Source organism: Kineococcus haloalkalitolerans, from assembly GCF_050871905.1.
GTDB lineage: Bacteria > Actinomycetota > Actinomycetes > Actinomycetales > Kineococcaceae > Kineococcus.
In genome coordinates this window covers 1-24872 of the sequence record NZ_JBJLSH010000021.1, presented here as the reverse complement: position 1 = coordinate 24872, position 24872 = coordinate 1, and the positions used below count along the sequence as shown (strand labels likewise).

Sequence of the window (24872 nt, the reverse complement as noted above, 5' to 3'; positions counted from 1 at the left end):
GCGTCGGCCGCTCGGGAGGCGTCAGTCCTCCGCGGTGCGGCGGGCGACCTCCGCCCGCTCACGCTCGATCCGGTCGCCCCAGTAGACGGCGAACCCCCACAGCACGGCGAACACCGCCCCCACGGCGAACATCAGCGGCACGACGAACCCCGTGGCGACGATCGCCACCTGCAGCGCCCAGCCGAGCGCGTACCCGGCCCGCGAGCGCAGCAACCCCGTGCACAGCAGGCACAGCAGCAGCAGCACCCCGCCGGCCACCAGCACCTCGGTCTGCTGGTCGCGGTTGAGCGCGGACGCCACGAGCGTGGCGAAGAACACGATCATCGCCTCGGCCACGAGGGTCGTGGCGGCGAGCATCCTCTTGGGGTTCCTCACGGACCGGGCCTCCTGAGCAGGGTGCGGACGTCTCCCGCCAGAACGACCGAACCGGCCACGAGGACTCCCGCCTGCGCGCCGCCCTCCGCCTCGGCCAGGTCCACGGCCGTCGCCAGGGCCTCGTCGACGCGCTCGGCCACGTGCACGCGGTCCTCGCCGAAGACGCCCTCGGCGACCTCGGCCAGCTCGGCCGGCTCCAGACTGCGCGAGGTCGAGGAGCGGGTGACGACGACCTCGGCCAGCACCGGCTCCAGCTCGGCCAGGACAGCCTCGACGTCCTTGTCCGCCGCGACCGCGACGACGCCGACCAGGCGGCTGAGGGTGAACGCCTCGGCGACGGCCTCGGCGAGCGCCCGCGCGCCGGCGGGGTTGTGCGCGGAGTCCACCAGCACGGTCGGTGACGTGCGCACGACCTCCAGCCGGCCCGGGGAGGTGACGTCCGCGAACGCCGCCTCCACCAGCCCGGGCACCAGCGGGTCGCCGGGCAGGGCGATGAGCGCCTCGGCCGCCGAGAGCGCGACGGCCGCGTTGCGCGCCTGGTGAGCGCCGTGCAGGGGCAGCAGCACGTCGGTGTAGAGCCCGCCGCGGGTGCGCAGCGACAGCAGCTGCCCGCCGACGGCCAGCGAGCGCGACTCCACCCCGAAGTCGCGGCCCTCGCGCACCACGGTGACGCGCTCGGCGGCGGCCTTGGCCAGCAGGACGGCCGCGGCCTCCTCCTCCTGCTCGGCCAGGACGGCGGTCGCGCCGTGCTTGATGATCCCCGCCTTGTTGCCGGCCACCTCCTCCAGCGTCGAGCCCAGCCACGCCTCGTGGTCCATCGAGACGGGCGTGACGACCGTGACGTCGGGCCGCACGACGTTGGTGACGTCCCACGTGCCGCCCAGGCCGGTCTCCACCACCGCCACGTCGACGGGGGTGTCGGCGAAGGCGGCGAAGGCCATGAGGGTGAGGACCTCGAAGAAGCTCAGCGGCGGGTCCCCGGCCTCCCGCGCGCGCTCGTCGACGATCGCGACGACGGGCTCGACGTCGTCCCAGGCGCGCACGAACGCGGCCCGCGTCAGCGGCTCGCCGTCGACGCAGATGCGCTCGGTGACCTCCGACAGGTGCGGGCTGGTGAACAGCCCGGTGCGCAGGTCGTGCTCGCGCACGAGCCGCTCCACCATCCGCGTGGTCGACGTCTTGCCGTTGGTGCCGGCGACGTGGACGACGCGGTAGGCCAGCTGCGGGTCACCCAGCAGCCGGCACGCCTCGCGCACCCGCTCCAGGGTGGGGTGGATGCGGTGCTCGGGGTTGCGGCCCAGGATCCCGGCGACGACCTCGCCGTAGCGCGGGTCGTCGTCCACGCCGGAGGCGCGGCGCTCGCGCTCCTGCCGGCGCTCGGCCGCGGTCGCCGGCGGGCGCCGGTCCTGCGGCACCCGCCCGCGGCGCAGGCCGTCGCCGCCGAACGCGTCCCCGCCGAAGGCGTCGCCCTCCAGCGCGCCCGTTTCGAGGTGCCCGTGCTCCTCGCCGCGCTCGCGCCCGTCGCGCCCCTCGGTCCCGCTCACCGCTGCCCCTCGATCTTCTCGCCCGTGTCCTCGGCCCTCTCCACGGCCACGCGCACCTCGTGCCCCTCCACGGTGGCCACCAGCGTGGCCCGCTCCGCGGGCAGCGCGTCGGCGGAGGCCGCCGAGCCGAACTGCCGGGCGAGGGTCTCGGTGACCACGAGGTCCTGGTGGCGCACGAGCGCCTCCCAGACGGGCCCGTCCGCGGCCACCGTCAGGCGGATGCGGTCCGACACGTGCAGGCCGGCCTCGCGGCGGGCCTGCTGCACGAGGCGCACGACGTCGCGGGCCACGCCCTCGGCGGCGTTCTGCTCGGTGACGGTGGTGTCCAGGACGACGAAGCCACCGCCCTCCAGGGCCGCGGTCGCGCCGCCGCCGCCCTCGACGGTCGTGCTCAGCTCGTACTCGCCCTCGACGAGCTCGACCCCGCCCGCGACGACGGTGCCGTCGGGGCGCTCCTCCCAGTCGCCGGACTTGGAGGCCCGGATGACCTGCTGCACCTGCTTGCCCAGCCGCGGGCCGGCGGCGCGGGCGTTGACGGTCAGCTTGGCGCTGACCCCGTGCCGGGCGGCGTCCGCCAGGGTGCCCAGGGCCACCTCGCGCACGTTCACCTCGTCGGCCACGAGCTGCGCGAACGGCTCCAGGGCGGCCGGGTCGGGCACGAGGACCTCCAGGCGCTGCAGCGGCAGCCGCACGCGCAGGCCGTGGGCCTTGCGCAGCGCCAGCGCCGACGAGCACGCGGCGCGGGCGGCGTCCATCGCCGCGACGAGCTCGTCGTCGGCGGGCAGGTCGACCGGGTCGGGCCAGTCGGTCAGGTGCACCGAGCGCCCGCCGGTCAGCTCGCGCCACACCTCCTCGCTGACCAGCGGCAGCAGCGGCGCCAGCAGCCGGGTCGTCGTCTCCAGCACCGTGTGCAGCGTGTCGAGGGCGTCGCGGGCGCGCTCGGACTCCCCGTCCCAGAACGCCGCGCGCGAGCGCCGCACGTACCAGTTGGTGAGCACGTCGAGGAACTGCCGGGCGCTCTCGCACGCCCCGGCGATGTCGTAGCCGTCCATCTGCGCGGTGACGGTGGCGACCGTGTCGTGCAGCTTGGCCAGCACGTAGCGGTCCAGGACGTCGGGGGACGTCGTCCGCCAGCGCGGGGTGTGCGAGGAGGTGGAGGAGTACAGCCGGTAGAAGCTGAACGTGTTCCACAGCGGCAGCAGCACCTGGCGCACCGAGTCGCGGATCCCCTGCTCGGTGACGACGAGGTTGCCGCCGCGCAGCACCGGGGAGCTCATGAGGAACCAGCGCATGGCGTCGGAGCCGTCGCGGTCCAGCACCTCGGACACGTCCGGGTAGTTGCGCAGCGACTTGCTCATCTTGCGGCCGTCGTCGCCGAGCAGGATGCCGTGCGAGACGCAGGTGCGGAACGCCGGGCGGTCGAACAGCGCCGTGGCCAGCACGTGCAGCGTGTAGAACCAGCCGCGGGTCTGCCCGATGTACTCGACGATGAAGTCGCCCGGGTAGTGGCTCTCGAACCAGTCGGTGTTCTCGAACGGGTAGTGCACCTGCGCGAACGGCATGGAGCCGGACTCGAACCAGCAGTCCAGGACCTCCGGGACGCGGCGCATGGTCGACTTCCCGGTCGGGTCGTCGGGGTTGGGGCGGGTCAGCTCGTCCACGTGCGGGCGGTGCAGGTCGGCCGGGCGCACGCCGAAGTCGCGCTCCAGCTCCTCCAGCGAGCCGTACACGTCGACGCGCGGGTAGGTCGGGTCGTCGGAGACCCACACGGGGATGGGGCTGCCCCAGTAGCGGTTGCGGCTGATGGACCAGTCGCGCGCGCCCTCCAGCCACTTGCCGAAGGAGCCGTCCCTGACGTGCTCGGGCACCCAGGTGATCTGCTGGTTCAGCTCGACCATGCGGTCGCGGATCGCGGTGACCTTCACGAACCAGCTGGAGACGGCGCGGTAGATGAGCGCGTTGCCGCAGCGCCAGCAGTGCGGGTACGGGTGGTCGTAGGTCTCCTGGCGCAGCAGGACCGCCCCGCTGGGCAGGCCGTCGCGCAGCGCGCGGGCGATCGGCTTGTTGGCGTCGAAGACGTGCTGGCCGGCGAAGTCGGGGACCTCGGCGGTGAAGCGGCCGCGGGCGTCCACGGGCACGACGGGCGTGATCCCGGCGGCGTCGGTGACGAGCTTGTCGTCCTCGCCGAAGGCGGGGGCGATGTGGACGAGGCCGGTGCCGGAGTCGGTGGTGACGTAGTCGGCGGCCAGGACCTGGTGGGCGTGCTCGTCGCGGCCGGCGAAGTAGTCGAACGGCGGGGTGTAGCGCAGGCCCAGCAGGTCGGCGCCGCGGTAGCGGGCGCTGACGCGCTCGGCGGCGTCCTCGCCCAGCTCGCGGGCGTAGTGGCCCAGCCGGGCCTCGGCCAGCAGGAAGCGGCGGCCGTCGTGCTCGCCGGTGCCGTCGACGACGACGTAGTCCAGGTCCGGGTGCACGGCCGCGGCGAGGTTGCTGGGCAGCGTCCACGGCGTGGTCGTCCACACGAGCGCCAGGACCCCGTCGAGGTCGGGGCGCGCCGCGTCGCCGCTCAGGCGGAACCCGACGGTGACGGCCGGGTCCTGCCGGTCGCGGTAGACGTCGTCCATGCGGGTCTCGGTGTTGGACAGGGGCGTCTCGCAGCGCCAGCAGTACGCCAGGACGCGGAAGCCCTCGTAGACCAGGCCCTTGTCCCACAGGGTCTTGAACGCCCACATCACCGACTCCATGTAGTCGGTGTCGAGGGTCTTGTAGTCGTCCTCGAAGTCCACCCAGCGCGCCTGGCGGGTGACGTACTCCTCCCACTCGCGCGTGTAGCGCAGCACGGAGGTGCGGCAGGCGTCGTTGAAGGCGGCCACGCCCATCGTCTCGATCTCGGACTTGTGGGTGATGCCGAGCTGGCGCTCGGCCTCCACCTCGGCGGGCAGGCCGTGGCAGTCCCAGCCGAAGCGGCGCTCGACCTGCTGCCCGCGCATGGTGCGGTAGCGCGGCACGACGTCCTTGACGTACCCGGTGAGCAGGTGGCCGTAGTGCGGCAGGCCGTTGGCGAACGGGGGGCCGTCGTAGAAGACGAACTCGCCGGCGGCGGAGCCCGCCCGGGCGTCCACGCTGGCGCGGAACGTGCCGTCGGCGGCCCACGAGTCCAGGACCCGGCGCTCGATCTCGGGGAACCGGGGGCTGCTGGTCGGGGTGCCGGGCTGCTGGTCCTGCTCGACGTCCGGCTGGTCGGACACGGGTGCTCCTCCGCGGTGCGCGCTGGCCCGCGGGGACGACTCCCGCCGGGGCCGGCGGTGCCGCGGTACCACCCCGCTTGCCGCCGGCGGGCCCCCGCGCGGGGACGCGACGACGACCGCTCGTCGTCCGGCTGTCACGGGCCGGACCCGTCCGGGTCTAGTGGGGCACCGCCCGGCGGGCGGGGCCTGTTCTTCCGGAGGCTCACCGGTGATGGCCGGGTCGACGCCTGTGCGGACGAGTCTACTCGCCGCTCACAACCCCAGCACGGCCCGCGCGATGAGGAAGTAGACGACCAGGCCGGTGGCGTCGACGAACGTGGTGATGAAGGGCGCGCTGACCACGGCCGGGTCCAGCCCGACGCGCTTGGCGACCATGGGCGTGAAGGCGCCGGCCGTGGTGGCCAGCGTGCAGACCACCACGAGGGCGAGGGCGAGCACGAGGGCGATCTCCGGCCCGGCGACCAGGCTGGCGGGCACCGCGCCGATGAGCGAGAGACCGGTGCCCAGCAGCAGGCCGGTGACGGCCTCGCGGCCCACCACGCGGGGCAGGTCGCGGAAGCGGACGTCGCCGACGGCGGTGGCGCGCACGACGGTCGTGGCCGCCTGCGCGCCCGTGTTGCCGGCCGTGCCGATGAGCAGCGGCACGAACAGGGCCAGGGCGACCACCTCGTCGAGGGTGTCCTCGAAGGCGTCCAGCACGCTGACCGTCAGGGTGGCCGCGGCGATGAGCACGAGCAGCCACAGGATCCGGCTGCGCACCAGGCCCAGGACGCTCGTGGCCAGGTAGGGCTTGCGCAGCGGCTCGGAACCGCCGGCGCGCGCGGTGTCCTCGTCCTCCTCGTGCTCCAGCACGCGCATGGCGTCGTCGACGGTGAACACCCCCAGCAGGCGGTCCTCCGCGTCGACGACGGGGACGGCGACCAGGCCGTGGTCGCGCACGACGCGGGCGGCGACCTCCTGGTCGGTGTCGGCGCGCACGACGACCGGGTCGGAGAGCACGTCGGCGACGGGGACGTCGTCGTCGGTGACGAACAGCCGCCGCAGGGACACCACGCCCTCCACGTGCCGGCCGGCGCCCACGACGGGCAGCGTGTAGATGGTCTCGGCGTCCTCGCCGTGCCGGCGCACGTGGGCCAGCGCGCTGCCGACGGTGAGCCCGGCGGGCAGCGCCACGACCTGCGGGGTCATCCGCCGCCCGGCGGACTCGGGCGGGTAGCCGAGCAGGTCGGTGGTCATGCGCCGCTCGTCGGCGGTCAGCCCGGACAGCAGCCGCGCGGTGACGCCGGCGGGCAGCTCGTCGAGCAGGCCGGCGCGGTCGTCGGGGTCGAGCCCGGCGACGATGTCGCGCACGGCCTCCTCCCGCAGCTCCTGCAGCAGCTCGCCCTGCAGGGCGGGGTCCAGGTCCTCGAAGACGGCGAGCGCCGTGCCCTTGGGCAGCGCGCGGAAGGCGACGGCGCGGGTCAGGGCGTCGACGCGCTCCAGCTCGTCGACGACGGCGGGCACGTCGAGCGGGTCGAGCGCGGCGCGCAGGCCCCGCACGTCGCCGCCGCGGGCGAGGGCGGGCAGGTCGAGGGCGAGGTCGGTGTCGCGGTCGGCCACGGCGCCTGTCTACCGGACGGGCGGGCGCCGGTCCCCTGGCGCCCGCCCGCTCCCGCCTCCCCCGGGACGCGTCAGCGCAGCCGCAGCGTCCAGGCGCGCGGCACGGTGGTGGTCAGCAGCACGCGGGTGCCCTCGGGCACGAGGTCGCCGCCCAGCCACGTGTACCGCTCGCCGGGGTCCACGTACGCGGGCTGACGGGGCCCGGAGCCGGTGCCGGGGCCGAAGCGGATGACGTCCCCGCCGCACGTCCACGTCCCGTGGCCCTCGACGAGCTGGTGGACGCCGTCCTCGAGCTCCTCGGTGCCGGACAGCTCACCGTCGCCGGTGAACGTCAGCTCCACCACGGCGGGCACCTCCCCCTCGCCCTCGGTGCCGGTCACCGCGAAGGCGAGGTCGAACCCGGCGCGCACGTCGCCGTCGACGGCGCGCAGGTCCAGCGTCGTCTCCAGGACGCGCGCCTCGCGGGGGCGGCGGTCGAAGGACATGGCGGCCCAGAAGCGGCCGTCGGGCGTGAGGTCGTAGTCGCCGTCGGGCCGCCGGTCGGCGGGCGCCAGCGGCTGCCAGTACCCGGCGGTGATGCGCTGGTGCAGCCGGTAGGCACCGTCCCCGAGCACGTCGAGGCCGTCGGCGCGGAAGTGGCCGGTGGAGAAGAACCGGGGCGCCAGCCGCACCGAGGACAGCACCGCCGCCCCGCGGCGCCAGCGCAGGAACGTCGGGTTCGTCGACAGCCCGGAGGCGATCGGGCCGGGCCGGTCGGGGTCCTCGCCGCCGTCGGTGCCGGCGAACACCGAGGCCGTGGCGTCCCCGGCGCGCAGCCGGGCCAGGCCGGAGGCGGCCAGGACGTGCTCGCCGTCGGTGCCGAGCGGGGCGGACGGCGGCAGGCGGCGGGCCAGCTCGGGGTGCAGCAGGACGTCCGCCCAGGCGTCGCCGTCGAAGGAGCGGGCCGTCTCGTCGGTGCGCTCGTCGATCCGCCGGACGACGGCGGCGCAGCGGCCGTCGCGGTCGGCCAGCGCGGCCTCGCGCCAGACCAGCACGCCCTCGGCGACGTCCTGGCGGCCCTTCTGGTCCTGCCGGCGGGAGTGGACGGTCTCGACGGTGCCGTCGTCCTCCAGCAGCAGCAGCTGCGCGTCCAGGCTGCGGCGGACCGTGGCCAGCAGCTCGGTGCGCCCGGTCAGCCGGGCCAGGACCTGCAGGGCGGGGTTGACGACGACGAAGGTGTAGATGACCGAGCGCTCGGAGTACTGCCCGTCCTCGTCGACGTCGATCCCCTCGGCCAGCCACTCCTCGATCCGCCGCGAGTGCGCCGGGTCGGGCAGCAGGGCGTCCAGGCGGGCCAGCGCGCTGCAGATCTCCCAGCGGTGGTTGGGGGTGTGCACGCCACCGGTGGCCAGGGCGGGGCCGACGGCGCGCAGCAGGGCGCGCACGCCCTCGCGCACGCCCGCCGCCGACGGGTCGGCGTCGGCCTCCAGCAGCGCCAGCGCCTTGCACAGGTCGTTGACGACGAAGGCGCTGTCGGGCGGGGTGTGCAGGTTGCCCTGGCTCCACAGGCCGTCCGCGTGCTGGGTCGAGCGCAGGGCGGCGACGAGGGCGTCCAGGTGCGGCAGCAGCGCGCGGTCGCGGTACCGGGCGGCGCCGGGGTCGGCGTGGACGGCGACCAGCCGGCGCAGGCTGCGGGCCAGGGCGCGGTTCTGCCACAGGCCGGCGGCCTGCTCCGGGTAGGCGGCCAGGACGGGCTCGACCTGAGCCCCGGCCGCCGCGCGCAGCCGGTCGACGAACGCGCGGTCGGGCCCGGTGACGGGGCGGCGGCGCTCGCCCCGCCGCTGCGGCTCCGCGGGAGCGGCGGTCGCGGGGGCGGCGACGGCCGCCGCGGCGGTGGCGGCGGTGGCGGCGGCGGTCTGGACGACGGTGCGACGTGCGAGCACGGGCGATCCTCCTCGATCGGTGGGTGCTGCGGTCCGGCCCGGAGACCGGAAAGCGCTTGCCCGGCTACCCCACCACAACCGGCCGCGGAAGTACCTGTCACGCCCGGTACCGCGTACCTCGCCCGAGCGCGTACTGTGCGGGGAGCCCCGGTGCCGCGAGACCGGCGCCGCCCGTGACGAGGAGGTCCAGTGGCCAGCACCGCCCCACCCGCCCACGCCCGCGCGCGGGACGTCGTGTTCGTCGACGGCGTCCGCACCCCCTTCGGCAAGGCCCGCCCGGACGGCCTGCACGCCGAGACGCGCGCCGACGACCTCGTCGTGGCCTGCCTGCGGGAGCTGCTGCGCCGCAACCCGTCCCTGCCGCCCGAGCGGGTCGAGGAGGTCGCCGTCGCCGCCGCCACGCAGAGCGGCGACCAGGGCCTCGTCCTCGGCCGCAGCGCCGCGCTGCTCGCGGGCCTGCCCGTCACCACCCCCGGCTACGCCGTGGACCGCTGGTGCGCCGGCGCGATGACCGCCGTCACGACGACCGCCGCCTCGATCGCCGTCGGCGCGCTGGACGTGGCGCTGGCCGGCGGGGTCGAGCACATGGGCCACCACCCCCTCGGGCAGGGCCTGGACCCCAACCCGCGCTTCCTCGCCGAGCGCATCGTCTCCCCCGACGCCCTCGACATGGGCAAGACCGCCGAGGCGCTGCACGACCGGTTCCCGCAGCTGACCAAGGAGCGCGCCGACGCCTACGCCGCGGCCAGCCAGCGCAAGTTCGCGCGGGCCGTGGCCGACGGGCACGTGGGCGCCGACCTGGTCCCGGTCGCCGTGGCCAGCTCCGCGAAGGGCTGGGGCCTGGCCACCGCCGACGAGCTGGCCCGCCCGGACACGACCGTCGAGGGCCTGGCGGGGCTGCGCACCCCGTTCCGCCCGCACGGTCGCGTCACGGCCGGCAACGCCTCCCCCCTGACCGACGGCGCCACCGCGTGCCTGCTCGCCGCCGAGGACACCGCGGCCGAGCTGGGCCTGGCCCCCCGGATGCGGATGGTCGGGTTCGCCTACGCCGGGGTGGAGCCCGGCGTGATGGGCCTGGGGCCGATCCCCTCCACCGAGAAGGTGCTGCGCCGCACCGGCTTGAGCATCGACGACATCGGCCTGTTCGAGCTCAACGAGGCGTTCGCGGTGCAGGTCCTCAGCTTCCTGGACCACTTCGGCATCGCCGACGACGACCCGCGCGTGAACCCCTGGGGCGGTGCCATCGCCATCGGCCACCCGCTGGCCGCCTCCGGCGTGCGCCTGATGACCCAGCTGGCCCGGCAGTTCGCCCAGCACCCCGAGGTCCGCTACGGCCTGACCGCCCTGTGCGTGGGCCTGGGGCAGGGCGGTTCCGTCGTCTGGGAGAACCCCGCGTTCGAAGGAGACCGCGACTGATGCCCGTCCACGTCCGCACCCTGGACCTGCCCGGCGGCCCCGGCCGCCTGGCCCTGCTCACCCTCGACAGCGGCCACGCCCGCAAGCCGTTCGTCCTGGGGCCCGCCGGCCTGGAGGAGCTCGGCGCGGCGCTGGAGGAGGCCGAGCGGCTCGTCGCCGCCGAGGGCGTCGTCGCCGTCGGCGTCACCGGCGTGCGCGGCGTCTTCTGCGCGGGGGCCGACCTGAAGTCCGTGGCCACGGCGACCGACCGCGCCGAGGCCCTGGCCACCGGCCGCCTCGGGCACGCCGTCCTCGGCCGGCTGGGCGAGCTGCCCGTCCCGACGTTCGCCTACGTCAACGGCCTGGCCCTCGGCGGCGGGCTGGAGACCGCGCTGCACGCCACCTACCGCACGGTGTCCACCGCCGCCCGCGGCCTCGGGCTGCCCGAGGCGCACCTGGGCCTGGTGCCCGGCTGGGGCGGCACCTGGCTGCTGCCGCGCACCGCCGGCCCGGACGTCGCCGTCGAGGTGGCCGTGGAGAACGCGCTCGCCGGCAACCGCACCCTCACCGGGCCGCAGGCCGCCGAGCGCGGCATCGCCGACGCCGCGTTCCACCCGGCCGACTTCCTCGTGGAGTCGCTGCGCTGGACCGGGCGGGTGCTGCGCGGCGAGGTCGTCGTCGAGCGCCCCGAGCCGGCCGGCGAGGCGGAGTGGAACGCCGCCGTCGAGCGCGGGCACGCCGTCGCCGACGCCCGCGTCCGCGGCGCCGCCCCCGCGCCGTACCGCACGCTGGACCTGCTGGCCGCCGCCCGCACCAGCGGCCGCGAGGAGCACTTCGCGGCCGAGGACGAGGCGCTGGGAGACCTCGTGCTGTCGCCGCAGCTGAAGGCCGGGCTGTACGCCTTCGACCTGGTGCAGCGCTGCGCCAAGGCTCCGGCCGGGGCACCGCCGGCGGAGCTGGCCCGGCCGGTCACCTCCGTCGGCGTCGTCGGCGCCGGGCGCATGGCCAGCCAGCTGGCGCTGCTGTTCCTGCACCGCCTGCAGGTGCCCGTCGTCCTCACCGACGTCGACGAGGAGCGCGTGGCGACCGGTGTGGGGTTCGTGCGCGAGGGCGTGGCCGAGCTGGCGCGCAAGGGGCGGATCGACGCCGACACCGCGAACCGCCTGAGCGCCGCGGTGTCCGGTTCCGTCGACAAGGCGGCGCTGGCCGACTGCGGTTTCGTGGTCGAGGCGGTGTTCGAGGAGATGGGCGTCAAGCAGGCGGTGCTGCGCGAGCTGGAACCCCTCCTGGCGCCCGACGCGGTCGTCGCCACGAACACCAGCTCCCTGTCGGTGACGGAGATGGCGAGCGTCCTGGAGCACCCGGAGCGGTTCGTCGGGTTCCACTTCTTCAACCCCGTCGCCGTCCTGCCGCTCGTGGAGGTCGTGCGCACCGAGCGGACCGACGACGCCGCGCTGGCCACGGCCTTCGCCGTCGGCCGGGCGCTGAAGAAGACCTGCGTCCTCGTGCGCGACGCGCCCGCGTTCGTCGTCAACCGGGTCTCCACCCGGATGTTCGACGAGGTCGTGCGCGCCGTGGACGCGGGCACCCCCCTGCTGGAGGCCGAGCACGCCCTCGACGAGCTGGGCCTGCCGATGACCCCGTTCCGGCTCGCCTCCTTCGTCGGCCCGGCCGTCATGCTCCACGTCCACGAGACGCTGGCGGCCGCGTTCCCCGACCGCTACCGCGTCTCGGAGAACCTGCGCCGCTGGGTCGAGGCCGGCGGGCCGGACCTGGTCACCCGCAAGGGGCCCGTCGAGGAGACCGGTGCGGCGCAGCAGGTCCTGCAGCAGGGGACGGACCCCGTCCCGGCGCCCGAACTGCTGCGGCGCGTGCAGGACGCCCTGGCCGACGAGGTGCGCCGCCTGCTCGACGAGGGCGTCGTCGCCGGGCCCGAGGACGTGGACGTGTGCCTCGTGCTGGGCACCGGGCACCCGCTGTTCACCGGCGGGATCACGCCCTACCTGGACCGGGTCGGCGCCTCCGAGCGGGTCACCGGCCGCCGGTTCCACTGACGGCCGCCGCCCGGGTCCGCGCCACCTCGGCGGCGCGGCCCCGGGCGTACGCCCAGTGGCCGGGAGCGGCCGTGATCGCGGTCCCGGCGCCGAGCAGGGGTCCGAGCAGGGCGTTCGGGCGGGCGACGCCCCGGCGGCGCATCGCCTGCGGCACGCCCCGGCCGGCCCACCACACCAGCCCCCAGGCGACGGCGTTCGCGCCCGTGACCACCAGCAGCGCCGACTCGTGCGCCTGCAGCGCGGCGTCCTCCGGCTGCGGCGGCCGGGCGCCCGTCTCCACCGCCCAGACGAGGTCGTCCGCGGCGAGCACCGCCGCGTACCCGGCGACGAGCGCCGCGCGCAGGCCCAGCCGCCGCCGCGAGCGGGGCAGGTCGTACGTGCGCTGGTAGCCGGCGACGACGAGCCCGTCGGCGACGGTGTTCACGACGGCGAGCGCCCTGGCCAGGCGGAGCGGGTCCACGGGCGGGCAACGGGTGCGGCCGGGCCAGCGTTCCCCGCGGACCCGGCCGGTGCCCCGCCGGCGGGCGGCTCAGGTGAAGGCACCGATCCCCGTCAGGTGCCGGCCGACGATGAGGGTCTGGATCGACTCGGTGCCCTCGTAGGTGTGCAGCGCCTCCACGTCGGCCATGTGCCGCGCCACCCGGTGCTCCAGCAGGATCCCGTTGCCGCCCAGCAGGTCCCGCGCCACGGCGGTGACGGTGCGGGCCTTGCGGGTGGCGTTCACCTTCGCCAGCGACGCCTGCGTGTCCGTCAACCGGCCCTGCTCGGCCAGCCGCGAGGTGCGCACGCAGTACAGCTGCATCGCGGTGACCTCCGCCAGCATCGTCACCAGCTTGTCCTGCACGAGCTGGAAGGAGGCCAGCGGCTTGCCGAACTGGGTGCGCTCCAGCGAGTACGCCAGCGCCACCTCGTAGGCGGCGGTGGCGTGCCCGAGCGCGCCCCAGGCGATGCCGGCGCGCGTGGCCGACAGCACCAGGCCGGTGTCGCGGAAGCTGCGCGCGCCGGGCAGCTTGTTCTCGGCCGGCACGCGCACCCCCTCCAGGCGGATGTCGGCGTTGTGGATGGCTCGCAGCGACGCCTTGCCCTCGATGACGCTGGCCTCGTACCCGGGGGTCCCCCGCTCGACGAGGAACCCCTGCACCTGCCCGTCCTCCCCGCGCGCCCACACCACGCACACGTCGCAGGCGGTGCCCAGGCCGATCCAGCGCTTGGCGCCGTCCAGGACGTACTCGTCGCCGTCGCGGCGGGCGGTGGTGGCCAGCGCGACGGCGTCCGAGCCGTGGTCGGGTTCGGTGAGCGCGAAGGCCCCGAGGACCTCCAGGCGGGCCATCGCCGGCAGCCAGCGCCGCTTCTGCTCCTCGGAGCCGAGGAAGGCGATGGAGCGCATCGCCAGCCCGGCCTGGACGCCGAGGAGGGTGGCGAAGCTGCCGTCGCCGCGGGACAGCTCCATCGTCACCAGCCCGGCGGCGGTGTGGCTCAGCCGCGGGATCCCCGGCCCCTCCAAACCGTCGCCCACGAGCTCGAGGGAGGCGTACTCCTTCAGCAGGTCCAGAGGCATCTCCGCCCGCTCCCAGTACCCGCCGGCGACGGGCACGAGGCGCTCGTCGACGAACGCGCGGACCGAGGCCCAGACGCGCCGCTCCTCCTCGGTCAGGTCGGCGGCCAGGTCGAAGTAGTCGACGCCGGTGGGTGTGCTCACGCGTGCTCTCCCGTCGTGCTCGGTCGCGGGGCGCGGATCTCGCGCTTGAGGACCTTCCCGGTGGCGCCCTTGGGCAGGGACTCCTGCAACCAGACGTGCCGGGGGTACTTGTAGGCCGCCAGGACGGCCTTCACGTGCGCCTGCAGCTCCTGCGGGGTGGCGCCGGCCCCGGGCTTGAGGACGACGGCGGCGCCGACCTCCTCGCCCAGCCGCTCGTCGGGGACCGCGACGACCGCGGCCTCGGCGACGGCGGGGTGCTCGTAGAGGACCTCCTCGACCTCGCGCGGGTAGACGTTCATCCCGCCGCGGTTGATCATGTCCTTGGCGCGGTCGACGATCCGGTAGTAGCCGTCGGCGTCGCGGGTGGCCAGGTCGCCGGTGCGGAACCAGCCGTCGGCGTCGACCACGAGCGCGGTGGCGGCGGGGTCGCCCCAGTAGCCCTTCATGACGTTCTCCCCGCGCACGACGACCTCGCCGACCTCCCCGGGCGCGGCGGGCGAGCCGTCGGGAGCGCGCAGGTCCATCTCGCAGCCGCGCACCGGGGTGCCGATGGACCCGGCCCGGCGCTCGGCGTCGGGGTGGTTGCAGGAGGCCACGGGCGAGGTCTCCGACAGCCCGTAGCCCTCCAGCACGGGAGCGCCGAAGTGCGCCTCGAAGGCGTGCAGGAGCTCCACGGGCAGCGAGGCGCCGCCGGAGACGCACAGCCGCAGCGAGGAGACGTCGGCCCGCTCGGCGCCGGGGTGGTGCAGCAGCGCCCCGTACATGGTGGGCACGCCGGCGAAGCAGCGGACGCGGTCGCGCGCGATCGCGGCGAGGGCGGCGGCCGGGTCGAAGCGCGGCAGCAGGGTGATCGCCGCGCCGGCGACGACGGCGGTGTTGAGCGCGCACGTCTGCCCGAAGGCGTGGAAGAGGGGCAGCGCGCCGAGGACCGTCTCGCCGGGCTGCAGCCGGATCAGGGTCTCCTGGCTGGTGACGGCGTTGGTGAGCAGGTTGCGGTGGCTCAGCTCCGCGCCCTTGGGCGCCCCCGTGGTCCCCGAGGTGTAGAGGACGACCGCCGTGTCCTCCGGGTCGGGCAGGTGGACGTCGGGCAGCGGCTCGGCACCGGCGAGCAGGTCCTCGCCGGGGTCCACGACGAGGACGCGGGTGTCGACGCCGACCGCTCCGGCGTGCGCCGCGTCGGCCGTCGCGTGCCAGACCAGCGCCAGGCGCACGCCGGCGTCGGCGAGGCAGTGCGCGACCTCGCGGGCCTGCAGCAGCGGGTTGAGCGGGACGACGACGGCCCCGGCGCGCAGGGCGCCGTAGTACAGGACGCAGAACTGCGGGACGTTCGGCAGGGAGACCGCCACCCGGTCGCCCGGTTCGACGCCGTGGGCGCGCAGCAGGCCGGCCGCGCGGGCGGTGGCGTCGTCGAAGGCGGCCCACGTCAGGACGGCGTCGTCCAGGCGGACGGCGGGGGCGTCGGGGCGCTCGGCGGCGTGCCGGGGCACGAACTGGGCGAGCGAGACCGGGGTGGGGCTCGGGGTGGGGCTCATGGCGGCTCCCTGCAGGCGGCGTCGGCTACAGCGCGGCCAGTCTGGCACGTTCCCGGCACCAGCGGTACCGCGTACCGGCCGGTACCGGTCAGCAGCGGTCAGCGGCGTGGAGCACCGGGCGACGGCTGGTCGTGGACGGCCGGGCGGCCTTGCGATGATGGGGACCATGTCCGACGCGCCTGCTCAGACCCTCCCGTCGACGGCCCCCGCGCCGTCCGGTCCCCCGCCGACCGCCCCCGGCGTCGTCGTCCCGGACCGCCCGACGGTTGACGGGCTGGAGGAGCGCTGGGCCGCCGCCTGGCAGGAGCGCGGCACCTACGCCTTCGACCGCACGCGCGAGCGCGCGGACGTCTACTCCGTCGACACCCCGCCGCCCACGGTGTCCGGGTCGCTGCACGTCGGGCACGTCTTCAGCTACACCCACACCGACGTCGTCGCCCGCTACCAGCGCATGCGCGGCAAGTCGGTCTTCTACCCGATGGGCTGGGACGACAACGGCCTGCCCACCGAGCGGCGCGTGCAGAACTACTTCGGCGTGCGCTGCGACCCCTCGCTGCCGTACGACCCCTCCTTCGCGCCGCCGGAGAAGGCGCCCAAGAGCGACCGCGACTTCGTCCAGGTCTCCCGCCGCAACTTCGTCGAGCTGTGCGAGCGGCTGACCGCCGAGGACGAGCAGGCCTTCGAGGCCATGTGGCGCCGCCTCGGGCTGTCCGTGGACTGGTCGCACACCTACTCCACGATCTCCCCCGCCGCCCGCGCCACCGCGCAGCGCGCGTTCCTGCGCAACCTCGCCCGCGGCGAGGCCTACGCCGCCGAAGCGCCCACCCTGTGGGACACCACCTTCCGCACCGCCGTCGCCCAGGCCGAGCTGGAGGACCGCGAGCGCGAGGGCGCCTACCACCGCGTCGCGTTCGAGCGCACCGGCGGCGGCGGACCCGTCTTCATCGAGACCACCCGCCCCGTGCTCATCCCCGCCGTCGTCGCCCTCGTGGCGCACCCCGACGACGAGCGCTACCAGCCGCTGTTCGGCTCCACCGTGCGCTCGCCGCTGTTCGGCGTCGAGGTGCCCGTCGTCGCCCACCGCCTCGCCGAGCCCGACAAGGGTTCCGGCATCGCGATGATCTGCACCTTCGGCGACACCACCGACGTCACCTGGTGGCGCGAGCTGCAGCTGCCCACCCGCGCCGTCATCGGCTGGGACGGCCGCCTGGTCCGCGAGGTCCCCGAGTGGATCGCCGGCGGGCCCGGCGAGGAGCTGTGGGCCGAGATCGGCGGCGCCACCGTCCACACCGCGCAGGAGAAGGTCGTCGCCGCGCTGCGCGAGAGCGGTGCCCTGGTCGGCGAGCCGAAGAAGATCGTGCACCCGGTGAAGTTCTACGAGAAGGGCGACCGGCCCCTCGAGATCGTCACCACCCGCCAGTGGTACCTGCGCAACGGCGGCCGCGACGGCGACCTGCGCGACGCGCTGCTCGCCCGCGGCGCCGAGCTGGACTGGCACCCCGAGCACATGCGGCACCGCTACGACCACTGGGTCGGCGGCCTCAACGGCGACTGGCTCATCTCCCGGCAGCGGTTCTTCGGCGTGCCCTTCCCCGTCTGGTACCCCCTGGACGCCGACGGGCAGCCCCGCTACGACGCGCCCGTCCTGCCCGAGGAGTCGGCGCTGCCCGTCGACCCGGCCTCCGAGCCCGCCCCCGGCTACGAGGAGTCCCAGCGCGGCGCGCCCGGCGGGTTCACCGCCGACCCCGACGTCATGGACACCTGGGCCACCTCCTCGCTGACCCCGCAGATCGCCGGCGGCTGGGAGCGCGACGAGGACCTGTTCGCGCGGGTCTTCCCGATGGACCTGCGCCCGCAGGGGCAGGACATCATCCGCACCTGGCTGTTCTCCACCGTCGTGCGCTCCCACCTGGAGCACGGCGCGCTGCCCTGGCGCCGCGCGGCCCTGTCGGGCTGGATCCTCGACCCCGACCGCAAGAAGATGTCCAAGTCCAAGGGCAACGTCGTCACCCCGCTGGCGCTGCTGGAGGAGTACGGCTCGGACGCCGTGCGCTACTGGGCGGCCCGCTCGCGCCTGGGCACCGACGCCACCTTCGACACCGGCCAGATGAAGATCGGGCGCCGGCTGGCGATGAAGACGCTCAACGCCTCCAAGTTCGTCCTCGGCCTCGGCGTCGAGCGCGGGCTGGCCTCGGCCGACCCCGCCGCCGTCACCGAGCCGCTGGACCGCAGCGTCCTCGCCGGCCTCGCCGAGGTGGTGCGCACGGCCACCGAGCGCTTCGAGGACTACGACCACGCCACGGCCCTCGACGTCACCGAGCGCTTCTTCTGGGGCTTCTGCGACGACTGGGTGGAGCTCGTCAAGGACCGCGCCTACGGCGCCCGCGGCGAGGAGGCCGCCGCCTCCGCGCGCGCCACCGCGGCCATCGCGCTGCGCACCCTGCTGCGTCTGCTGGCCCCCTTCCTGCCGTACGCGGCGGAGGAGGTGTGGTCCTGGTGGCAGGACGGCTCGGTGCACACGGCTCCCTGGCCCACCGTCGACGAGCTCGGCGCGCCCGACGCGGCGACCCTGGGCGTCCTCGACGCGGCCGGGCAGGCCCTCACCGCGCTGCGCAAGGTCAAGAGCGAGGCGAAGGTGTCCCAGAAGACGCCCCTGACCGCCGCCACGATCACCGGCCCGGCGGGCGTCCTGGACGCCGCCCGGCTCGCCGAGGCGGACGTGCAGGCCGCCGGCCGCGCCGCCTCGATCACCTGGCAGGAGGCGCCGGCCGTCGAGGGCGAGCACGCCGCGGCGCTCGCCGCTCGGGCGGAGATCGCCGAACAGGTCTGAGGTCGCGCGGCGCTCCGGTGCGCGGGGGGCCGGTCGGTGGCGGGTGCTCCGGCCGGCTCTCCGCCCGCCGCCGGGCGGTTCCGGGTGGGCCGGTCGGTGGCGGGTGCTCCGGCCGGCTCTCCGCCCGCCACCGGGCGCGCGCCCGGACCCGGCGGGCCGGGCGGGCTCCGGACGCCGGCCTGCGCACCCGCCACCGCCCTCCTCGTCCCAGGACCTACCCCCGCTGCTTCCAGACCGTCTCAGGTCCTCGGCCGGCAGCGGCGAGCCTGGAGGTCAGAGGGTGACGGGGCGTCGTGGACGCCGGGCGTCCGGAGCCCGCGCCCGTCCACGGCCAGGAGGAACCCACCAGCTCCGGCGCGGGCGGAGAGCCCGGCGGCCAGGACGCCCCGGCTCCCGGCGACAGCGCCCACCACCGACGCGACGGAGCCCCGCGGCGCACGCACCGCAGGGCTCCGTCGAATCAGCGCGAGGTCAGCGCTCCACGTCGCCGCGGATGAACGCCTCGACCGCCGCGCGGCCCTCGTCGTCGGGCATCTGCACCGGCGGGGACTTCATGAAGTACGCCGACGGGCTGGTCAGCGGGCCGCCGATCCCCCGGTCGAGGGCGATCTTCGCCGCGCGCACCGCGTCGATGATGACGCCCGCGGAGTTCGGGGAGTCCCACACCTCGAGCTTGTACTCCAGGTTCAGGGGGACGTCGCCGAACGCGCGGCCCTCCAGGCGCACGTACGCCCACTTGCGGTCGTCGAGCCACTGGACGTAGTCGCTGGGCCCGATGTGGACGTTGCGCGTGCCGAACTCGGCCTGCACGTTGCTCGTGACGGCCTGCGTCTTGGAGATCTTCTTGGACTCCAGCCGGTCGCGCTCCAGCATGTTCTTGAAGTCCATGTTGCCGCCGACGTTCAGCTGGTACGTGCGGTCCAGCTTGATGCCGCGGTCCTCCAGCAGCTTGGCCAGCACGCGGTGCGTGATGGTCGCGCCGACCTGGGACTTGATGTCGTCGCCGACGATCGGGACGCCGGCCTCCGTGAACTTCGCCGCCCACTCCGGGGTGCCGGCGATGAACACGGGCAGGGCGTTGACGAAGGCGACGCCCGCGTCGATCGCGCACTGCGCGTAGTGCATCGCGGCGTCCTCGGAACCGACCGGCAGGTAGCAGACGAGCACGTCGGCGCGCGCCTCGCGCAGCGCGGCGACGACGTCGACCGGCTCGGCCGGGGACTCGGTGATGGTCTCGCGGTAGTAGCGGCCCAGGCCGTCCAGGGTCGGACCGCGCTGCACCGTCACGCCGGTCTCGGGGACCTCGGCGATGGTGATGGTGTTGTTCTCGCTGGCGCCGATCGCGTCGGCCAGGTCGGTGCCCACCTTCTTCTCGTCGACGTCGAAGGCGGCCACGAACTCCAGGTCGCGCACGTGGTAGTCGCCGAAGCGCACGTGCATGAGGCCCGGCACGGTGGCCGTCTCGTCGGCGTCGCGGTAGTAGTGCACGCCCTGCACGAGCGAGGCGGCGCAGTTGCCGACGCCGACGATCGCGACGCGGATGGGTCCTGCCATCAGGGGGTCTCCTCACGAGAGGTGGCGGGTGGCGGCGCGGGGGCCGCCGGTGCGGTGGCTTCGGCGCTGATGAGGCGGTCGAGCCAGGCGACCTCGCGGCGCACGGTGTCCAGACCGTGCCGCTGCGCCTCGAGCGCGTAGGCGTCGAGCTGCGCCTGCGTGCGGTCGATGGTGCGGGACAGGTGGTCCAGCCGCTCGAGCAGCCGGGCCCGGCGGCCCTCCAGCAGGCGCAGGCGCGTGCGGGGGGCGACGCGGGTGAACAGCGCGAAGCGGACGCCGAAGGCGTCGTCCTCCCACGCGTCCGGTCCGGCGTCCTCGAGCAGCCGGCGCAGGCGCTCGCGGCCCGCGGCGGTGACCTCGTAGACGACGCGGGGCCGGCGGCCGGTGGCCGGGGCGCTGCGCGTCTCGGTGATGCACCCGTCGGCCTGCAGGCGGCGCAGACAGGGGTAGAGCGTGCCGTAGGACAGCGCCCGGAAGGCGCCGAGGCGCACGTCCAGGCGCCGGCGCACCTCGTAGCCGTGCAACGGGCCGTCGGCCAGCAGGGCGAGCACCGCCAGCTGCAGGGCGTCCGTCCGCCGCTTGACCACCAGGAGACCTCCTCGACAGATGCATCGGATCGATGCATCGACGAGAACGTAGACGGGATCACACCGGTCGGCAAGCTCCAGGCGCGCGTGGCGGCCCGACGGGGCCTGTACGGTCCCTGCATGGTCACGGGTCCCGCCGAGAACCTCGAGCGCGAGCTCGCCGTCCTGCTGCGCCGGTCGCGCGCGATCTCCCGCGAGACCGCCCGCTCGGTGCACCCGGAGCTGGAACCGGAGGCCTACAGCCTGCTGGTGCGCCTGGACGACGTCGGCTCGGCGCGCCCGTCGGACCTGGCCGCCTTCTTCGGCATCGGCAAGCCGACGCTGAGCCGGCAGGTGCAGCTGCTGGAGCGGCTGGGCTTCCTCGAGCGGGCGGCGGACCCCGACGACGGCCGCGCGGTCCTGCTGACGCTGTCCCCCACGGGCCTGGAGCAGGTGCACGCGGCCCGCCAGGCCCGCCGCCAGCGCCTGCACGACCGGTTGGCGTCCTGGGACGACGCGGAGATGGCGCAGCTGGCGGACCTGCTGGCGCGCTTCAACGCCAGCATCATCTGACCCCTCCCGCCCCGGCGCCCGGGCGGCGCCGGAGACGGCCACCTCCGGCCATGAAGTTGCATGCGGCAACCACTGGTCATATAGTTGCCTCATCGCACTGATTTCGACCCCCGAGGTGCCCGTGGCCACACCGCACGCCTGCTCGGCGCTCGTCGACGTGCTCCCCGGAGTGCTCCGCACCCGCCGGGCCCTGGCCGGGCCCCCCGGCGCCGCGGCCGCGCTGAGCGCGCTGGCCGCCGTCCACGAGCTCGGCAGCCCCCGCGTCTCCGAGCTCGCCGACCACCTCGGCCTCGACCTGTCCACGGTCAGCCGCAAGGTCGCCCACCTGCGCCGCCTGGGACTGCTGGAGGCCGTGCCCGACCCCGAGGACGGCCGCTCGCACCGGCTGTCCACCAGCGCCGCCGGCCTCGCCGAGCTGCGCGAGCAGCGGCGCCGCCTCGTCGGCCGCCTCGTCGACCACCTCGACGACTGGGACGACGACGACCTCGACCGCCTCACCGGCCTGCTCGGGCGCCTCGGGCGCCCGGTGGGCACCCCGGACGCCACCGCCGAGCACCGACCCACCACCCGCACGCAGCAGAGGACCGCATGAGCCGCACCGCACCCCCGTCCGCAGCGCCCGCGACGGCAGCACCCGCCACGGCAGGACCGTCCGGGGTCGTCATGACCCACCGCCAGGTGCTGGAGGCGCTCTCCGGCCTCCTGCTCGGCATGTTCGTGGCGATCCTCAGCTCGACCGTCGTCTCCAACGCCCTGCCCCGCATCGTCAGCGACCTCGACGGCACCGAGTCCGGCTACACCTGGGTCGTCACCGCGGCCCTGCTGGCCACGACGATCTCCACCCCGGTCTGGGGCAAGCTGTCCGACCTCTTCTCCAAGAAGCTGCTCGTCCAGGTCGCCCTGGTGATCTTCGTCGTGGCCTCCGCCATCGCCGGGCTCAGCCAGAGCATGGCGATGCTCATCACGATGCGCGTGTTCCAGGGCCTCGGCGCCGGCGGCCTGACCGCCCTGGCCCAGGTCATCCTCGCCTCGATGGTCTCCCCCCGCGAGCGCGGGCGGTACTCCGGCTACCTGGGCGCCACGTTCGCCCTGGCCACCGTCGGCGGCCCGCTCATCGGCGGGGTCGTCACCGAGCACCTGTCCTGGCACTGGTGCTTCTACGTCGGCGTCCCCTTCGCGGTCGCCGCCTTCGTCGTGCTGCAGAAGACCCTCGACCTGCCCGTCGTGCGCCGCGAGGTCCACATCGACTACGCGGGCGCCCTGCTCATCGCCGCCGGCGTGTCGTCCCTGCTCATCTGGGTCTCGCTGGCCGGGCACCAGTTCGACTGGGCCTCCTGGCAGACCGCCGCGATGGTCGCCGGCGGCGTCGTCCTCCTGGCGGTGGCCGTGCTCGTCGAGAGCCGCGTGGCCGACCCGATCATCCCGGTGCGCTTCTTCCGCAACCCCACCGTCGTGCTCTCGGCGCTGGCGAGCCTCTTCGTCGGCGTGGCCATGTTCGGCGGCACGATCTTCCTCAGCCAGTACTTCCAGCTGGCGCGCGGCGAGACGCCGACGATGTCCGGCCTCCTCACCCTGCCGATGATCGTCGGGCTGTTCCTGTCCTCCACGATCGCCGGGCAGGTCATCACCCGCACCGGGCGCTGGAAGGGCTGGATCGTCACCGGCGGCGTCCTGCTCACCGCGGGCCTCGGCCTCATGGGCACCGTGGAGCACGACACCCGGTACTGGGTGCTGGCGCCGTGGATGTTCCTCATCGGCACCGGCGTCGGCATGATGATGCAGAACCTCGTCCTGGCCGTGCAGAACGTCATCGAACCGCGCGACCTGGGCGCCGCCAGCTCCTTCGTGGCCTTCGCCCGCACCCTGGGCGGCGCCATCGGCGTCTCGGCCCTGGGCGCCGTCCTCGCCCACCGCGTCGAGGACCACCTCGTCAGCGGCTTCACGGCCGCCGGCGTCGACCCGGCCGCCCTCGGCGGCAGCACCCGCGGCATCCCCGACCTGGCCACCATCCCCGAGCCGGCCCGCGGCCTCGTGCAGGCCGCCTACGGCTCCGGCGTCGCCGACATCTTCCTCGTCGCCGCGCCCTTCGCCCTGCTCGCCCTCGTCGTCTCGCTGTTCTTCAAGGAGGTCGCCCTGCGCGGGCCCGCGCAGCCCGGTGCCGCCGCGACCGGCGGCGAGGCGGCGCAGGAGCCGCAGCAGGCGCAGGAGTGGTCGGCGTCCCCCGCTGAGCGCGCGGAGCGGGAGGACACCACCGGCGACGGCGGCACCGGCCTGCACGTGCACGGCACCGTCACCCACCACGACAGCCGTCCCCTGGCCGGGGCGGTCGTCACCCTGGCCGACCAGTCCGGGCGCCAGGTGGCGCGCACCACCAGCGACGGGGACGGCACCTACCGCCTGCCGGTGCCCACGGGCGGCACCTACCTGCTCATCGTCGCGGCCGACCACGTGGCACCCTCCGCGCAGCTCGTCGCCGTCGGCGACCGGCCCGCCGCCCGCGAGGTCGTGCTGGCCGGCCGCTCGGCCATCACCGGCCGCGTCCTGGGCCACGACACCCGCACCGACGCCCACACCGGCGTCCCCGGTGCCCTCGTGACGCTGACCGACGTGACCGGTGAGGTCGTGGGCGCCACCCGCACCGACGGCGGGGGCGGCTACGCCTTCGACCAGCTGCGCGGCGGCAGCTACGTCCTCACCGCCCGCAGCGAGGAGCACCGCCCGCTGGCCCGCGGCGTCGACGTGCCCGACTCCGGGGCGCTGGCCTGCGACCTGCTGCTGACCGGCGGCGGGCGCCTGACCGGTGCCGTCGTCGCCGCCAGCGACGGCCGGCGCCTGAAGGAGGCCACCGTCACCCTCGTCGACGCCGAGGGGCAGGTGGTCGCCTCCACCACCACCGGCGAGGACGGCGAGTACGCCTTCGAGGACCTCGCGGGCGGCCACTACACGCTCACCGCCGCCGGCTACGCCCCCGTGGCCACCGGCGTGGACGTGGAGGAGGACGCCGTGTCCGCGGTCCGAGTCCAGCTCGGGACCGGCCCGGTCGACGTGCGCGAGGGCGCCCTGCCGGGGCAGCGGTGACCGGCACCACCACCGGCACCGGGCGGGTGCGGACCCGGGAGGGCTGGCCGGTCGCGGGCGCGGCCGTCACCCTCCTGGGCCCCGACGGGCGCCAGGCCGCCCGCACCGCCACCGGCGGCGACGGCACCTTCCGCCTGACGGACGTGCCGGCCGGGGCGGCCACCCTGCTGGTGGCCGCTCCCGCGCACGAGCCGCGCGCCAGCGCCGTCACCGCCCCCACCGGCGGGACCTGGCGGCTGGGGGACCTCGTGCTCGCGCGCACCGGCGGCGGGGACGTGCCGCCGCCCGGCGTCTGGGACGTCGACACCGCCCACTCCACGATCGCCGCGCGCGCCCAGCACCTGGGGTTCGCGGCGGTCAACGGACGCTTCGACGACTTCACCGGTGTCATCACCGTCCCGCGGGACCCGGCGGCGGCGAGCGTGGAGGTCGAGATCGCCGCGGCCTCGATCGCCACGGGCAACGCCCAGCGCGACGAGCACCTGCGCTCGGCCGACTTCCTGGACGTCGCCCGCCACCCGCACCTGCGCTTCGAGGGCGCCGGCCCGCGGCGCACCGCGGACAGCTGGACGCTGCCCGGGCGGCTGACCCTGCTGGACGTGACGCGGCCGGTGGAGCTGGCGTTCACCTACGCCGGCAGCGGCCCGGACCCGTGGGGCGGCACCCGCGCGGCGTTCACCGCGACCACCGAGCTGCGGCGCGAGGACTTCCGGATGAACTGGAACCAGGCCGTCGGCGTCGGCGTGGCGGTCCTCGGCACCACCCTGAAGGTCACCGTCGACGTCGAGGCCGTGCTGCGGGCCTGACGCGACGTCCCCCGCACGTGACGAGGGCCCGCCCCCGGAACCCGGTCCCCGGGCGGGGCCGGGTGGGGTGGGGCTGCGCGCCTCGTTTGCGGGGGGTTCG

Annotated in this window: 17 protein-coding genes; 7 read left to right on the top strand and 10 right to left on the bottom strand. The window is 75.4% G+C overall.

Translation table 11 applies throughout. The features are described 5' to 3' along the window. Positions 1-21 precede the first annotated feature (21 nt). From ACRYMY_RS10085 to ACRYMY_RS10065, 5 genes are all read right to left on the bottom strand, one after another. Complete coding sequence (locus ACRYMY_RS10085) at positions 22-375, bottom strand: DUF4233 domain-containing protein (protein WP_432547126.1); 354 nt, start codon at positions 373-375, stop codon at positions 22-24. Further along, the gene (locus ACRYMY_RS10080) at positions 372-1919 is read right to left on the bottom strand and encodes a bifunctional folylpolyglutamate synthase/dihydrofolate synthase (RefSeq protein ID WP_432547125.1); all 1548 of its coding nucleotides are present in this window, start codon (positions 1917-1919) and stop codon (positions 372-374) included. The genes ACRYMY_RS10085 and ACRYMY_RS10080 overlap by 4 nt, the downstream gene beginning before the upstream one ends. Next, complete coding sequence (gene ileS, locus ACRYMY_RS10075; protein ID WP_432547124.1) at positions 1916-5164, bottom strand: isoleucine--tRNA ligase; 3249 nt, start codon at positions 5162-5164, stop codon at positions 1916-1918. The genes ACRYMY_RS10080 and ileS overlap by 4 nt, the downstream gene beginning before the upstream one ends. Positions 5165-5416: 252 nt before the next feature. Beyond that, entirely contained in the window at positions 5417-6763 is a 1347-nt protein-coding gene (gene mgtE, locus ACRYMY_RS10070) for a magnesium transporter (RefSeq protein ID WP_432547123.1), read from the bottom strand. A gap of 71 nt (positions 6764-6834) precedes the next feature. Then, the gene (locus ACRYMY_RS10065) at positions 6835-8685 is read right to left on the bottom strand and encodes a hypothetical protein (protein WP_432547122.1); all 1851 of its coding nucleotides are present in this window, start codon (positions 8683-8685) and stop codon (positions 6835-6837) included. 189 nt (positions 8686-8874) lie between these two features. Between ACRYMY_RS10065 and ACRYMY_RS10060 the strand changes: the two genes are divergently transcribed. Together ACRYMY_RS10060 and ACRYMY_RS10055 are read left to right on the top strand one after the other, a co-directional pair. Continuing rightward, positions 8875-10101, top strand: coding sequence for a thiolase family protein (locus tag ACRYMY_RS10060; protein WP_432547121.1), 1227 nt, complete (start codon positions 8875-8877; stop codon positions 10099-10101). Further along, complete coding sequence (locus ACRYMY_RS10055; protein ID WP_432547120.1) at positions 10101-12134, top strand: 3-hydroxyacyl-CoA dehydrogenase NAD-binding domain-containing protein; 2034 nt, start codon at positions 10101-10103, stop codon at positions 12132-12134. Before ACRYMY_RS10060 ends, ACRYMY_RS10055 begins: the two co-directional genes overlap by 1 nt. Here ACRYMY_RS10055 and ACRYMY_RS10050 read toward each other — a convergent pair. The 3 genes from ACRYMY_RS10050 to ACRYMY_RS10040 all read right to left on the bottom strand — a co-directional run bounded on the left by ACRYMY_RS10050 (position 12112) and on the right by ACRYMY_RS10040 (position 15365). Beyond that, on the bottom strand, positions 12112-12594 hold the full coding sequence (locus ACRYMY_RS10050) for a hypothetical protein (protein ID WP_432547119.1): 483 nt from the start codon (positions 12592-12594) through the stop codon (positions 12112-12114). The two genes, ACRYMY_RS10055 and ACRYMY_RS10050, sit on opposite strands and share 23 nt — an antisense overlap. Positions 12595-12663: 69 nt before the next feature. Further along, entirely contained in the window at positions 12664-13833 is a 1170-nt protein-coding gene (locus ACRYMY_RS10045; RefSeq protein WP_432547118.1) for an acyl-CoA dehydrogenase family protein, read from the bottom strand. Continuing rightward, positions 13830-15365 (bottom strand): long-chain-fatty-acid--CoA ligase, encoded by a 1536-nt coding sequence (locus tag ACRYMY_RS10040; RefSeq protein WP_432547117.1) that lies wholly within the window; start codon positions 15363-15365, stop codon positions 13830-13832. Before ACRYMY_RS10040 ends, ACRYMY_RS10045 begins: the two co-directional genes overlap by 4 nt. Before the next feature lie 166 nt (positions 15366-15531). Here ACRYMY_RS10040 and valS point away from each other — a divergent pair, with 166 nt between their 5' ends. Further along, on the top strand, positions 15532-18195 hold the full coding sequence (gene valS / locus ACRYMY_RS10035; RefSeq protein ID WP_432547116.1) for a valine--tRNA ligase: 2664 nt from the start codon (positions 15532-15534) through the stop codon (positions 18193-18195). Positions 18196-18666: 471 nt separating this feature from the next. On the opposite strand, the gene ACRYMY_RS10030 is transcribed toward valS, so the two are convergent. Next, positions 18667-19749: an inositol-3-phosphate synthase gene (locus ACRYMY_RS10030; protein WP_432547115.1), complete on the bottom strand. Its 1083-nt coding sequence runs from the start codon at positions 19747-19749 to the stop codon at positions 18667-18669. Then, a complete protein-coding gene (locus tag ACRYMY_RS10025) occupies positions 19749-20336 on the bottom strand; it encodes a PadR family transcriptional regulator (RefSeq protein ID WP_432547114.1) in 588 nt (195 codons plus the stop codon). Before ACRYMY_RS10025 ends, ACRYMY_RS10030 begins: the two co-directional genes overlap by 1 nt. 120 nt (positions 20337-20456) lie before the next feature. Between ACRYMY_RS10025 and ACRYMY_RS10020 the strand changes: the two genes are divergently transcribed. The 4 genes from ACRYMY_RS10020 to ACRYMY_RS10005 all read left to right on the top strand — a co-directional run bounded on the left by ACRYMY_RS10020 (position 20457) and on the right by ACRYMY_RS10005 (position 24772). Then, the gene (locus tag ACRYMY_RS10020; protein WP_432547113.1) at positions 20457-20888 is read left to right on the top strand and encodes a MarR family winged helix-turn-helix transcriptional regulator; all 432 of its coding nucleotides are present in this window, start codon (positions 20457-20459) and stop codon (positions 20886-20888) included. Positions 20889-21009: 121 nt separating this feature from the next. After that, the gene (locus tag ACRYMY_RS10015) at positions 21010-21480 is read left to right on the top strand and encodes a MarR family winged helix-turn-helix transcriptional regulator (protein ID WP_432547112.1); all 471 of its coding nucleotides are present in this window, start codon (positions 21010-21012) and stop codon (positions 21478-21480) included. Positions 21481-21551: 71 nt separating this feature from the next. Beyond that, positions 21552-23966 carry an MFS transporter gene (locus tag ACRYMY_RS10010; RefSeq protein ID WP_459115333.1) on the top strand — a complete coding sequence of 805 codons (2415 nt, stop codon included), beginning with the start codon at positions 21552-21554 and terminating at the stop codon, positions 23964-23966. Further along, entirely contained in the window at positions 23963-24772 is an 810-nt protein-coding gene (locus ACRYMY_RS10005; RefSeq protein WP_432547110.1) for a YceI family protein, read from the top strand. Before ACRYMY_RS10010 ends, ACRYMY_RS10005 begins: the two co-directional genes overlap by 4 nt. The last annotated feature ends 100 nt before the right edge of the window (positions 24773-24872 follow it).

What these genes read in the sequence shown, in the direction of transcription:
- ACRYMY_RS10055 (WP_432547120.1), top strand. Translation starts at nt 10,101, where the DNA reads ATGCCCGTCCACGTCCGCACCCTGGACCTGCCCGGCGGCCCCGGCCGC.
- ACRYMY_RS10040 (WP_432547117.1), bottom strand. Translation starts at nt 15,365, where the DNA reads ATGAGCCCCACCCCGAGCCCCACCCCGGTCTCGCTCGCCCAGTTCGTG.
- valS (WP_432547116.1), top strand. Translation starts at nt 15,532, where the DNA reads ATGTCCGACGCGCCTGCTCAGACCCTCCCGTCGACGGCCCCCGCGCCG.
- ACRYMY_RS10030 (WP_432547115.1), bottom strand. Translation starts at nt 19,749, where the DNA reads ATGGCAGGACCCATCCGCGTCGCGATCGTCGGCGTCGGCAACTGCGCC.
- ACRYMY_RS10020 (WP_432547113.1), top strand. Translation starts at nt 20,457, where the DNA reads ATGGTCACGGGTCCCGCCGAGAACCTCGAGCGCGAGCTCGCCGTCCTG.
- ACRYMY_RS10010 (WP_459115333.1), top strand. Translation starts at nt 21,552, where the DNA reads ATGACCCACCGCCAGGTGCTGGAGGCGCTCTCCGGCCTCCTGCTCGGC.